The sequence below is a fragment of the Streptomyces flavofungini genome (assembly GCF_030388665.1).
GTDB classification, from domain to species: Bacteria; Actinomycetota; Actinomycetes; order Streptomycetales; family Streptomycetaceae; genus Streptomyces; species Streptomyces flavofungini_A.
Genome location: NZ_CP128846.1, coordinates 6,170,112 through 6,182,365, shown reverse-complemented (window position 1 = coordinate 6,182,365; position 12,254 = coordinate 6,170,112). Strand labels below are relative to the sequence as shown.

Here is a 12,254-nt window from a genome sequence, read left to right as displayed (position 1 = left end):
TTGGTCCAGCGGCTCCTGGTGCCTTGTATCCGACGGTACCTTGCCTGGCCCCCCGTTCGGGCCCCCCTTGGCGCGGTTCGCTTCCGCATGGGCCGCGTCGAGGGGTGGGCGGATGGTGCTGCGACGCCCCGGGCGAGGCCGGCAGGTGGGCTCGCCCGGGGCTCGGACGGGGCTCTAGAGAACCGAGGAGTTGTTCATCTTCCGGGTGGAGATGATCTGGTCGATCAGACCGTACGCGAGGGCGTCCTCGGCGGTGAGGATCTTGTCGCGCTCGATGTCGTCGCGGATCTTCTCGATCGGCGTCGTGGAGTGCTTGGCCAGCATCTCCTCGAGCTGCGAACGCATCCGGAGGATCTCGTTGGCCGCGATCTCCAGGTCGGAGAGCTGCTCGCGGCCGGTGCCGCCGGACGGCTGGTGGATGAGCACGCGGGCGTTCGGCAGGGCCATGCGCTTGCCCGGCGTGCCGGCGGCGAGGAGCACGGCGGCCGCGGAGGACGCCTGGCCCATGCAGACCGTCTGGATGTCGGGCTTCACGAACTGCATCGTGTCGTAGATCGCGGTGAGCGCCGTGAAGGAGCCGCCGGGGCTGTTGATGTAGACCGAGATGTCCCGGTCGGGGTCCATCGACTCCAGGCACAGGAGCTGCGCCATGACGTCGTTGGCGGAGGCGTCGTCGATCTGGACGCCGAGGAAGATCACGCGCTCTTCGAAGAGCTTCGCGTACGGGTCGTACTCGCGCACGCCCTGCGAGGTGCGCTCGACGAAGCGCGGGATCACATAGCGGTTGTCCACCTGCGGGCCGGTGTGCAGACCCGCGGCCTGGCCGCTGACGGGGAAGGTGTTCATCTGAGGCGTTCCGTCCTGGTGTGAGCGTGGGCTTGGTCGGCTGGGGCCGCTCCCGGCGGCCACCGCTTCGCGGAGGCCGCTGCCGGGGGCCCGGGGGTGCCTGGTCAGGCCCCCGTGCCGCCGCCGCCCGGAACACCCGAAGCGGCGCTGATGATCTCGTCGATGAGGCCGTACTCCTTGGCCTCCTCGGTGGTGAACCAGCGGTCGCGGTCACCGTCGCGGATGATCGTCTCGACCGTCTGGCCGGAGTGGCGGGCGGTGATCTCGGCCATGCGCTGCTTGGTGCGCAGCAGGTACTCGGCCTGGATCTTGACGTCCGAGGCGGTGCCGCCGATGCCGGCGGAGCCCTGGTGCATCAGGATGTCCGTGTGCGGCAGGGCGAAGCGCTTGCCCGCGGTGCCGCCGGTGAGCAGGAACTGGCCCATGGAGGCGGCCATGCCCATGCCGATGGTCACCACGTCGTTCGGGATGTACTGCATGGTGTCGTAGATCGCCATGCCGGCGGTCACCGAGCCGCCGGGGCTGTTGATGTAGAGGTAGATGTCCTTCGACGGGTCGGCCGCGAGGAGGAGCATCTGCGCCGTGATCTTGTTCGCGATGTCGTCGTCGACCTGCTGGCCGAGGAAGACGATGCGCTCGCCGAGCAGCCGGTTGTACACATGGTCGCCGAGGCCACCACCGATGGACGGCTCACCGGCTGCGTAAGGCATCAGATTCGTCACGTATCCACCTGCTCGTCTCTGACGGCTCCGGCCGTCTCGCATCTTCGTCCCGGGGGCAAGGACTCCACTGCCCCCGTATTCATGGACCCTAACGCGCAGGTCCCTTCGGGGAATCCCGCATGGGCGACTGTTCGCTGTGAGCGCAGGTTGCGCCCCCGGAGGGGGCGCGGGCCCCCTCGGGGTGCGGTGGACGTGCCCCGTCAGGGGCGCGGGGAACTGCGCGAGCAACCCCCGCCGTCCCGCAGGGGCCGACGGCGCGGTCCGGCAGACGCGTCTGCCCCATACGGCGCCGTCGGCGGCCGCGGGCCCGCTGGGGCTGGTCGCGCAGTTCCCCGCGCCCCTACGGGGCGCCCCCGCCCCGGAAAGGCCGCTGGGCCCCCGGGACGAGTGTCCCGGGGGCCCAGCGGTACGGCAGTGGAAGATCAGGCTTCCGACTTCTCCGCGTCGGCCTTGGCCGACTCGGCGGCGGCGTCGGCCTCGGCGGCGTCCGCCTGCTCACCCTCGACGGCGTCGTCCTCGTCGTCGAGGTCGACGACCTCGCCGTTGGTGTCCTTGACCGTCGCGGCCTCGACCACGACCGCGAGGGCCTTGCCGCGGGCGACCTCGCCGACGAGCATCGGCACCTGGCCGCCCTCGACGACGGCCTGGGCGAACTGGTCGGGGCTCATGCCGGAGGACTGCGCGCGACGCATGAGGTGCTCGGTGAGCTCCTCCTGGTTCACGTTCAGCTTCTCCTTGTTGACGAGCTCGTCGAGGACGAACTGCGTCTTGATGCCCTTGACCGCCTGCTCACGGGTCTCGGCGTCGAACTCTTCCTCGGTCTTGCCCTGGATCTCCAGGTACTTGGCGAGGTCGAGGCCCATCTGACCGAGCTGGTGGTGCTCCAGGTTGTGCTTGCGGGTGCGGATCTCGTCCTCGAGCAGCTTCTCGGGGACGGGCACCTCGACCAGCTCGAGGAGCTTCTCCAGGACGCGCTCCTGGGCCTGGGTGGCCTGGTCGAACTGGCGGGCCGTCTCCAGGCGCTTGCGGCTGTCGGCCTTCAGCTCGTCGAGGGTGTCGAACTCCGACGCCAGCTGCGCGAAGTCGTCGTCCAGCTCCGGCAGTTCACGCTTGGCGACCTGGGTGACCTTGACGGTGACCTCGGACTCCTTGCCGGCGGCCGAGCCGCCCTTGAGCTCGGAGGTGAAGGTGGCCTCAGCCCCGGCCTCCAGGCCCTTCACGGCGTCGTCGATGCCTTCGAGCAGCTCGCCGGAGCCGATGGTGTAGGAGACGCCGGACGCGACGCCGTCCTCCAGGACCTTGCCCTCGACCTTGGCCTCCAGGTCGATCGTCACAACGTCGCCGTCCTCGGCGGCACGCTCGACCGGGGACGTGGAGGCGAAGCGCTCACGCAGCTCCTCGACGGCCTTGTCGACGTCCTCGTCGGAGATCTCGACGGCGTCGACCTCGACCTCGATGCCGGAGTAGTCCGGGATCTCGATGGCCGGACGGATGTCGACCTCGGCGGTGAAGTTGAGGGTCTCGTTGTCCTTCAGCTCGGTGATGTCCACCTCGGGCTGGCCCAGGACGTTGAGCTCGGCCTCGTTGACCGCCTCGGTGTAGAACTTCGGGAGGGCGTCGTTGACGGCCTCCTCCAGCACCGCACCGCGGCCGAACCGCTGGTCGATGACGCGGGCCGGGATCTTGCCCTTACGGAAGCCCTTCACCGTGACCTGCTGGTTGATCTTCTTGTACGCCGCGTCGAGGCTGTCCTTGAGCTCCTCGAAGGGCACCTCGACAGTGAGCCGAACCCGGGTCGGGTTCAGGGTCTCCACGGCGCTCTTCACGGTTCGGTCTCCTTGTGGGCTGACTTCTTGGATTCTGCCCGGTTGAGAGACACACGGGCACGCAGCTTGCATAGTAACGGCATGCGGGAGCCGACCCACAATGCGATCTTGGGCAACGGACCGCCGGGGCCGTGCGGAGTCCGGTCCCCGCCGGGCAACAGGCCACCGGGCGCGGGGGAACCAGCTGGTCGGGGTGGCGGGATTTGAACCCACGGCCTTCCGCTCCCAAAGCGGACGCGCTACCAAGCTGCGCCACACCCCGTCGGTGCGACACGTAGGGTACATGCCCGCAGGCAGTGCGGCGCCCGCGTGAACGGGAGTGAATGGGGGTGTGCGGCGCACCGCCGGGACCCGCTACGATGCTGCCTGTGCCGCGCACGCTGACCTGCGAGGGGTCGCTGCGCGAGCTGTGCGGGCGTAGCTCAATGGTAGAGCCCTAGTCTTCCAAACTAGCTACGCGGGTTCGATTCCCGTCGCCCGCTCTGTGGCCTCCGGCCCGGTGCGCAGGTTCTCTCCTGTGTCCGGGCCGGAGGCTTTTTCGTGCGCCGGGGCGCTTCGGTCAGGGGTTTCGTACGTCGACGCTGTAGACGGAGCGGACGCCGTAGGGGACGTAGAGGGCGTCGCCCACGAGGGTCAGGGGCGCCCCGCCCCCCTTGGGGTCGTGGTCGAACTCTCCCGGGGGCAGGCGGCGGCCGGAGCGGGCCCAGATCTCCTCGCCGCTGGAGCGGTCCAGGGCCGCGAGCCGACCGGTCGGGGAGGCGATGTAGAGGCGGGAGCCGGCGGCCAGGGGCGGGCCGGGGAAGTCCACGGAGGACGTGCGGCTCCACAGCCTGCGGCCCGTGCCCGGGTCGAAGGCGCCGACGCTGCCGTTGTCGGAGACGAAGTAGAGCGTGCCGCCCGCGAGGTGGAGGCGCGTGTCCGCGCCCTGGGGGTGGGACAGGCGCACGGTGTGGGCACGGCGGGAGGACGGCTCGACCACGACGACGGAGTGGTGCTGCCGCTTCTTCCCCTGGGGTTCGCGGACGAACACGAGGCCGTCGCCCGCCCGGCCGACGAAGTACAGCTCGCCGCGGGCCTCGGCGGTCCACAGCGGCCTGCCGTCGCGCGGATCGACGAGTGAGACGCGGGTCGTGACGGCGGCGCCGTCCGGCCCCGGGGGCACGCAGACCAGATAGCCCCGCCCGCCGACCGCGCGCACGTTGCAGCCCTGGTCAGCGGGCAGCTTGCGCTGCCAGACAGGCTTGTCGCGGCCGGGGACGAGGAGGGCGTAGGCGCTGTTCTCGGCACCGGTGAGCGTGAGGATGCCGTGCTTCGTGGCCACCGCGCCCCCGATGTCAGGAGCCGGATCCGGGGCCAGGGCGCTCTCGCCGTGCGTGGTGGTGTGCTTCCACCGCAGCTTGCCGGTGCGCACGTCGCGGGCCTGGATCTCGTACCGGGCGACGACGGTGTCCGCGGACTTCTTGGTCTCGTGGCTCCGGTAGACGTACACCTGTCGGCGGTCGGCCGACGTGCCGATGATGTTGCCGAGGCCGCTCCACATTCCTTCCGGTTCCGTGCCGTTGACGGGCTGCTTCCACCCCACCTTCCCGGTGGTCAGCGAGAAGCGCGCGGCCTGGACGTCGTCACCCGCGCACACCAGCCCTCCGCGTGCGGCGACGCAGCGCGTGAAGGACGCGGAGGCCGTGCTCTCCGGCGCCAGCTTGACCCTGGCCTGCCAGGACTGCCACCCGGGCGGAAGGTCGCTGGACGGCGTATCCCCGTCGAGCAGGCGGATGCCCGTCCAGGCCCCGAGCACCGCGAGCAACAGACCGCCCACCGATGCCGCGAGCAGGAGTCTTCGGCGCTTTCGGGGGCGGGTCGCGAGGGCCGCTTCCGGTGTCTGCGGCGGTCGGGGCGGAACCGGCTCCCCCCGCAGCAACGCCAACAGCTCGTCCGGTGTGGGGCGTTCCTTCGGGTGCTTGGCCAGGCACTGGGTGACGAAGGGGCGCAACTCGACGGGGACGCGGTCGAGTTCGGGGGTCGACTCGACGACCCCCGTCGCCGTCTCGTAGGGCGACACCGCGTCGAAAGGTCCCCGCCCCGTCGCCGCGTAGGTGAGGACGGAGCCGAGGGAGAAGATGTCGGAGGCGGGGCCCACGTCGCGGGGGGACGTGAGCTGTTCCGGCGACATGTACGGCGGGGTGCCCATGACGCGGCCGGTCTGGGTGAGGGCGTCGCCCGCGAGGGCCTCGGCGGCGCGGGAGACGCCGAAGTCGATGACGCGGGGGCCGTCCTCGGCCAGCATGACGTTGGCCGGCTTGAGGTCGCGGTGGACGACGCCTACGCGGTGGATGTCGCGCAGGGCCTCGGTGAGCCCGGCGGCGAGTTCCAGGAGGCGGTCCGGGGGCAGCGGGCCCGCGCGGCGGACGTGGGTGCCCAGGTCCTCGCCGGGGATGTAGAGCGTGGCCATCCAGGGGCTCGCGGCGTCGGCGTCGGCGTCCACGACGGGAGCCGTGAACGCGCCGCTGACCTGCCGGGCGGCCGCCACCTCGCGGCGGAAGCGGGCGCGGAACTCGGGGTCGTCGGCGTACTGCCCATGGACGACCTTGACCGCGAGGCGGCGGCCGGAGGCGGAGCGGGCGAGGTAGACGACCCCCATTCCGCCGGAGCCCAGTCGGTCCTCGATCGGACAGCCGCCGATCCGTCGTGGATCGGTTTCCCGTAGCGCCATCCGATCAGGACCCCCGTCCGCCGCCGCGCACCGTCAGAACTGTATGTCCCCGATGGTCTCGGCCAGCGAGTCGAGGAGTTCCTGGATGTCGTCGGCCATTCCCGTCGAGGCGAGCACGAAGCCGAAGAGCGCCGCGACGATGGCGGGCCACACCTTGATGTTTCCCTGACGCACCATCATGACAAGGACGATCGCCAACAGCAGCACCACTGACAGCGAAATGGCCACACAGATCACACCCTAGGTCGGTCGCTCTCCCGCCCGAGGGGGTACGACCCCGTACTCCCCCGCCAGAACCATCGTGCCACCAACAGCACGCCGCTATGCGGCCGGTGACATATCGTCGGCCAAGCCTTGACCTGTGGTGCGGGTGTGACGCGCGAGCCGGGAGTGCCCCCGGGCGCTCGCGGCGGGCGCCAACCGGGGACATGCGTACGGGAATTCGACGGGTCCACCGGACGGCGAATTTAGACTTGATCGTTTCCATGGCCGGTGAACGCGGGGACATCGGCGCGGGGCCTTCCGGCGCCGCGCGCCCGGCCGCGTACGCACAAGCGGTTCACAGGAATTCGAATTGTTGCCGAGAGCACATCGAGCGAGGTGCCATAACCCGCCACGCACCGATCAACCGGACATTTCACCAGAGTCGCCCGTGGGCGTTATGCACGATTCAAGCGGTGCGAATGCTGACCTATCGGACAGTTAGCCATCCCGTAACGGGGGTATCCGCGCCACGGAATAACGAAAGTCCAGATGGCGCCCGGACGGCGTTCCGATGGATGGGATGAACGGTGTTGATGAACAACCGGCTGACGCACCGCCGGAATCGAGACAGAAGGCGCGACGGGAACACGGCAGGAACACGGAGCGATGAACGGGATGAATGAGTTGAGGGTTTTACGGGAACACCGGGGCGACGCTAGGGTGCCTCAGATGTTCCACGCTGCCATGACCCCCGCAGGCGCAGTGCGGTCCCGGATCGTCTCACCGAGCTCCTGGTGGGAGGGCCTGTGACGAACTCCGCTCAGCCACACGGGCGGCACCGGGCGCCACTGCCTCCCCTGCAGTCCGCCGGGCAGGAGCCGGTCCCCGGAATGCCGAGCCCCCGCGTCCCCCAGTCTGCCGCGGCCACGGCCACCACCCCCCGCCAGACCGGCCGCCACTCCGCCCCGACCGTTCCCCCCACGGCCCGCGCGCACCAGAGCCCCCACCCCTCCCCCGCGCCCGCGGTACCCACCGCCGCCCGCCCCGCCGACGGCGCGGCCGAGCCCGCCAAACAGCGCGACGCGTTCTTCGACAACGCCAAGTACCTGGCGATCGTGCTCGTCGCGATGGCGCACGCGTGGGAGCCGCTGACGGATCACAGCCGCACCGCCGAAGCGCTGTACATGACCGTCTACACCTTCCACATGCCGGCGTTCATCCTGATCTCCGGCTACTTCTCGCGCAGCTTCGACATGCGCCCCGACCGGCTCAAGCGGCTCGTGACCGGTGTCGCCGTGCCGTACGTGATCTTCGAGGTGGCGTACACCTTCTTCAAGCGGTGGGCCGACGACGATCCGACGCAGCCGATCAGCCTGCTCGACCCCTGGTACCTGACGTGGTTCCTGATCGCCCTGTTCGTGTGGCGGCTGACCACTCCGCTGTGGAAGGTCGTGCGCTGGCCGGTGCCGCTCGCCCTGGCCATCGCCGTGCTCGCCGTGGTCTCGCCCGACATCGGCGACGACCTGGATCTCCAGCGCGTCCTGCAGTTCATGCCGTTCTTCGTGCTCGGCCTGTTCATCAAGCCCGAGCACTTCCAGCTGGTGCGCCGCCGCGAGGTGCGCGTCCTGTCGGTGCCGATCTTCGCGTGCGCGGTGGCGCTCGCCTACTGGGCCGCCCCGAAGATGACGTCCGTGTGGTTCTACCGGCGCGACAGCGCCCAGGAACTCGGCGTCCCGTGGTGGGTCGGCGTGGTCATGACGCTCGCCCTGTTCGGCTGCTCGGTGCTGCTCACGGCGTGCTTCTTCGCCTGGGTGCCGCGCCGGAGGATGTGGTTCACGGTCCTCGGCGCCGGCACGCTGTACGGCTATCTGCTGCACGGCTTCCTCGCCAAGGGATCCCGGTTCTGGGACTGGTTCGACGCCAACCCCTGGCTGTACGAGCCCGCCGGTGAGGTGATCGTGACGGTGATCGCGGCCGCCGTGGTCACGCTCCTGTGCACGCCACCGGTGCGGCGCGTGTTCCGCTTCGCCATGGAGCCCAAGATGGAGTGGGCCTTCCGTCGCGACGCGGCCGCGCTGGCCCGCGAGCGGGGTGCGTCGCGCTGAGCCCCTCCGCGCGGTCAGGCCTCTGACAGCAGCGCGCGCATGTGCGCGTACTTCGCCGCCAGGCGGGTCCGGGTCGTCTCGTCCAGTACGGCGAGGCGGCCCGGATCCGCGTTGTGGGCCAGGTCGGCCTCCTTGACGAGGACAGCGCCGGGGGTCGCGCGGATCCGGGCGGCGTACGCCTCCGGGGCCTCGCCGGGCCGCTTGCTGAGGGCGAGGACGATGGCCTTCGTGGCCGGGGCGAGGGCAGCCGCCGCCAGCCAGTCCGGCGTCAGCGCGTCGTCCTCGATCGCGTCGTGCAGCCACGCCGCCGCGATCTGCTCCGGTGAGCCGCCCCGCGCCCGCGTCCCCTCGGCGACCGCCGCCAGATGCTCGGCGTAGGGCCGCCCCGCCTTGTCCGTCCGCCCGGCGTGCGCCCGCCGGGCCACCGCCTCCACCTCAGCTAGGGTCATCAGCGTCATGCCGATGACCCTAGCGAGCCGCACGACGCGACCCCCGCGCGCGTCAGGCCGACGACCCCAGCGCCGCCCGCGCGGGCACCGTCGTGGCCACCAGGCCGAGCACCACGGCCGACCCCGCGAAGGCCGCGTAGAGCAGCGGCGGGATGTAGGGACTCTCGCCGGTGAGGCCCCTCACCATCGGGACCAGCGTGGCCAGCGCGATGGCGGTGCCGATGACGACGCCCGCGCAGGTCACGAGCAGCGCCTCCCAGCGCACCATCCGCAGGACCTGGCGCCGGGTGGAGCCGATCAGGCGCAGCGTGCCCAGCTCGCGCCGCCGGTCCAGGACCGTCATCACCAGGGTGTTGGCGGCGGCGACGGCCGCGAAGCCGCCGAGGACGGCCGCCATGGTGGTGTTCGCCCAGGCCTGCACCGCGCGGTCCTTGGACTGGGCGGTGGTGTAGTCGTCGCGGTCGAGGACCGTGCCCTGGGACGCCAGGTGCTTCAGCGCCGCGGCGGAGGAGCCCTTCGCCCAGATCTCCGTGTCGAACGCCGACGTGACGTGCCGCTTCATCTCGGCGCCGCCCAGGGTCACTTGGGACAGGCCGAGCCCGCGCTCGTACGTCGCGGAGACCTCGGGCCGGGCCTTCGTGCCGTCGGGCAGCCGCAGTTCGACGCGGTCGCCGACCTTCAGGTGGGCGTTGCGGGCGAGGTTCGCGTCCAGGGCGACCTTCCCCTTGCCGAGGTCGATCCGGCCGGACTCGACGCCCAGGTCCTGCACCTTGGCTAGGTCCGCGGCCGTGCCGGTGACGGCCTGCGTGCTCGCCGACTGCAGGTAGCGGTCGCCGCCCGAGCCCATGGGCAGCAGCACGGAGGTCTTCAGGAGGCCGACGGCCGAGCCGCTGCCGGGCCCGGTGGCCTCGCGTACCGCCGTCGCGTCGAAGCCCGTCCTCGACGCCACGATGTGGTCCGCCGTGATGCCGTCGCGCTGCTGGTTCTGAGCCACCTTGTTCTCGGAGGTGTGCATGAAGACGAGCGTGGAGGCGAACGCCATCGCGAGCACGATGGGCGTGATCGCGGACGCCATCCGGCGGGCGTTGCTGCGGGAGTTGGCCGCGGCGAGCGCCGCGGGGGCGCCCGCGCCGCGCATCGGCAGGCCGAACAGGCCCGCGCAGGCCCGCGCCACCAGCGGCCCGAGCAGCGCCACGGCGAGCATGAAGAGCATGACGACGCCGAGGGCCGCGTTCGCCGCGTCGTCGCCGCTGGTGTTGGCGGCGACGCCCGCGAGGACCACACCGCCGACGGCCGCGGCGGCACCGAGGGGCGTACGGATCCAGCCGGGCCGCAGCCGCTCCACGGAGGCCTCGCTCAGGGCCTGGCCCGGCTTGATGCGGGCCGGGCGGCGCGCGGCCATCATCCCGGCGAACAGGGCGGTGACGACGGCCGTGCCGACGGCGGCGGCGAACGGGATGAACGACACGGACAGGTCGACGGCCTCCGGGACCGCGCCCTTGTCCTTCAGCTGCCCGAACCACCAGTTCGCCAGGGCGATGCCCGGCAGGCAGCCCAGGGCGCCCGCGAGCGGGGCCACCAGGAGCGTCTCCGTGGCGACGGTGCGGCGGATCTGGCGCGGCGTCGTCCCGATGGCGCGCAGCAGCGCGAACTCACGGGCCCGCTGCCCCACGGAGAGGGCGACGGTGCCGGCGGCGGTGAACACGGCGACCATCGCGGCGATGCCGCCGAAGGAGCCGCCGAGGCCGGTGAGGAGCTCCTCGGCCTCGGTGAGGCCCGGGTCCTCGGCGCCGCCGCGGCCGTCGCCGGTGTGCACCTCGGCCTTGTCGCCGAGGGCCTTGGCGACCTGGGACTTGAGCACGTCGTCGGTGACGCCGTCCTTGGGCAGCACGGCGATGGCGTCGACGCGGCCGGGGTGCCCGGAGAACCGGACCGCCTCGGAGTCCGCGAACCACGCCGTGGGGGCCTTGCCGCCCGAGACGCCGGAGACCCGGAAGTCCCGCGGACCGTCCGCCGTGGTGAGCGTGACGCGCTCGCCGACGCGGGCCCCGGTGCCCGCGAGCACCACGTCCCCGGCGCCGGGCGCGCGGCCCGCCGTCAGCTTCTCGCCGGTGAAGGCGGTGGAGCCCCAGCCGTGCGCGGTCAGTGCGTCCTTGCCCTGCTTGACGGGGAAGGTGACGTCGGCGACGGCGGTACGCGCGCCGGGCGCCGAGGCCGCCTTCGCCACCAGGGAGTCGGCGAGGCGGGCGCGGTCGGGGACCGGCGCGCCGTTGTCGCTGCGGTCGTCGCCGCTGCCGGCCTCGTAGTGGGACTTCTGGTCGGCGGCGGCCACCACGGGGGCGCCGGAGTAGCGCACCGGTGGTACGGAGGCGCGCAGGCCGGTCTCCAGGAGGATGCCGCACGCGGACACGATGAAGGCGGCCATCGCGAGGGCGACGAACGTCCCCACGAAGGCGGCGGGCTTGAAGCGGACGGCCGCGCGGGCCAGTCCGTTGGGTACGAAGCTCATGCCGCCGCTCCCGCGTACGCGGGGGCCGCGGCCCTCGTCAGCGTCGTCATCCGGTCGGCGATCAGGGCGGCCGACGCGCCCTGCAGGTGGTCGACGATGGCGCCGTCGGCGAGGAACAGGGTGCGGTCGGCGTGCGCCGCCGCGGCCGGGTCGTGCGTGACCATGACGACCGTGGCGCCCATGCCGTTCACGGCCGAGCGCAGCAGGTTCAGGATCTCGCCCGCCGTGGTCGTGTCCAGGGCGCCGGTCGGCTCGTCCGCGAAGATCACGTCCGGCGCGGTCACCAGGGCGCGGGCGATGGCCACGCGCTGCTGCTGGCCGCCGGAGAGCTGGCCGGGGCGGCGCCCGCCCTTGTCGCCCAGGCCCACCCGGGACAGCATCTCGGCGGCCTTGCGGCGGTCCGGGCGGTGGCCCGCGAGGCGCATCGGGAGCAGGACGTTCTGCTCGACCGTGAGCGACGGGAGCAGGTTGAACGCCTGGAACACGAAGCCCAGGCGGGTGCGGCGCAGGGCCGTCAGCTTGTTCTCGCTCATCCCCGTGATCTCCGTGCCGCCGAGGCGGACGCTGCCGTCCGTCGGGCGGTCCAGGCCCGCCGCGCACTGCAGGAACGTGGACTTGCCCGAGCCGGAGGGGCCCATCACCGCGGTGAAGCTGCCCCGCGGCAGGGCCAGGTCTATGCCCCGCAGGGCGTGCACGGCGCCGGAGCCGCGGCCGTACTGGCGGCGCACGGCGCGCAGCTCCACGGCCCAGTCGGACGCCGTCGCGGTCGTGCCCGCGTGCTGGTCCGTGGCGGACTCGTCTCGCTGCTGCCGCTTCTTCTTGCGCAGCCCCATGGCGTGTGGCCTTCCGTCGTTCCTGCGTGGTCGATGCATCGAACGTACGG

9 protein-coding genes and 2 tRNA genes are annotated in these 12,254 nt (G+C 71.7%); 2 read left to right on the top strand and 9 right to left on the bottom strand.

Going from position 1 to position 12,254, the window contains the following annotated elements; all coding sequences use genetic code 11:
- Window positions 1-174 precede the first annotated feature (174 nt).
- From QUY26_RS26260 to QUY26_RS26245, 4 genes are all read right to left on the bottom strand, one after another.
- Window positions 175-846, bottom strand: coding sequence for an ATP-dependent Clp protease proteolytic subunit (locus QUY26_RS26260; protein WP_289950777.1), 672 nt, complete (start codon window positions 844-846; stop codon window positions 175-177).
- Window positions 847-950: 104 nt separating this feature from the next.
- Complete coding sequence (locus QUY26_RS26255) at window positions 951-1,556, bottom strand: ATP-dependent Clp protease proteolytic subunit (RefSeq protein ID WP_289956042.1); 606 nt, start codon at window positions 1,554-1,556, stop codon at window positions 951-953.
- A gap of 434 nt (window positions 1,557-1,990) precedes the next feature.
- Entirely contained in the window at window positions 1,991-3,394 is a 1,404-nt protein-coding gene (tig, locus tag QUY26_RS26250) for a trigger factor (protein ID WP_289950775.1), read from the bottom strand.
- Between the two features lie 185 nt (window positions 3,395-3,579).
- A tRNA-Pro gene (locus QUY26_RS26245) sits at window positions 3,580-3,656 on the bottom strand.
- Between the two features lie 149 nt (window positions 3,657-3,805).
- Here QUY26_RS26245 and QUY26_RS26240 point away from each other — a divergent pair.
- Window positions 3,806-3,876 (top strand) — tRNA-Gly (locus tag QUY26_RS26240).
- Between the two features lie 77 nt (window positions 3,877-3,953).
- Here the strand turns inward: QUY26_RS26240 and QUY26_RS26235 are convergent.
- Both QUY26_RS26235 and QUY26_RS26230 read right to left on the bottom strand, forming a co-directional pair.
- Window positions 3,954-6,104: a serine/threonine-protein kinase gene (locus QUY26_RS26235; RefSeq protein ID WP_289950773.1), complete on the bottom strand. Its 2,151-nt coding sequence runs from the start codon at window positions 6,102-6,104 to the stop codon at window positions 3,954-3,956.
- Between the two features lie 33 nt (window positions 6,105-6,137).
- Window positions 6,138-6,332, bottom strand: a complete 195-nt coding sequence (locus QUY26_RS26230) for a hypothetical protein (protein WP_030362531.1) — start codon at window positions 6,330-6,332, stop codon at window positions 6,138-6,140.
- 782 nt (window positions 6,333-7,114) lie between these two features.
- On the opposite strand from QUY26_RS26230, the gene QUY26_RS26225 reads away from it, so the two are divergent.
- Window positions 7,115-8,413: an acyltransferase family protein gene (locus QUY26_RS26225; protein ID WP_289950769.1), complete on the top strand. Its 1,299-nt coding sequence runs from the start codon at window positions 7,115-7,117 to the stop codon at window positions 8,411-8,413.
- A gap of 14 nt (window positions 8,414-8,427) precedes the next feature.
- Here QUY26_RS26225 and QUY26_RS26220 read toward each other — a convergent pair whose 3' ends face one another.
- The 3 genes from QUY26_RS26220 to QUY26_RS26210 are packed head-to-tail and all read right to left on the bottom strand — an operon-like array spanning window position 8,428 to window position 12,204.
- Window positions 8,428-8,871 carry an HD domain-containing protein gene (locus QUY26_RS26220; RefSeq protein WP_289950766.1) on the bottom strand — a complete coding sequence of 148 codons (444 nt, stop codon included), beginning with the start codon at window positions 8,869-8,871 and terminating at the stop codon, window positions 8,428-8,430.
- Window positions 8,872-8,914: 43 nt separating this feature from the next.
- Window positions 8,915-11,371, bottom strand: a complete 2,457-nt coding sequence (locus tag QUY26_RS26215; RefSeq protein ID WP_289950764.1) for an ABC transporter permease — start codon at window positions 11,369-11,371, stop codon at window positions 8,915-8,917.
- Window positions 11,368-12,204 carry an ABC transporter ATP-binding protein gene (locus tag QUY26_RS26210; protein ID WP_289950762.1) on the bottom strand — a complete coding sequence of 279 codons (837 nt, stop codon included), beginning with the start codon at window positions 12,202-12,204 and terminating at the stop codon, window positions 11,368-11,370. Before QUY26_RS26210 ends, QUY26_RS26215 begins: the two co-directional genes overlap by 4 nt.
- Between the last annotated feature and the right edge of the window lie 50 nt (window positions 12,205-12,254).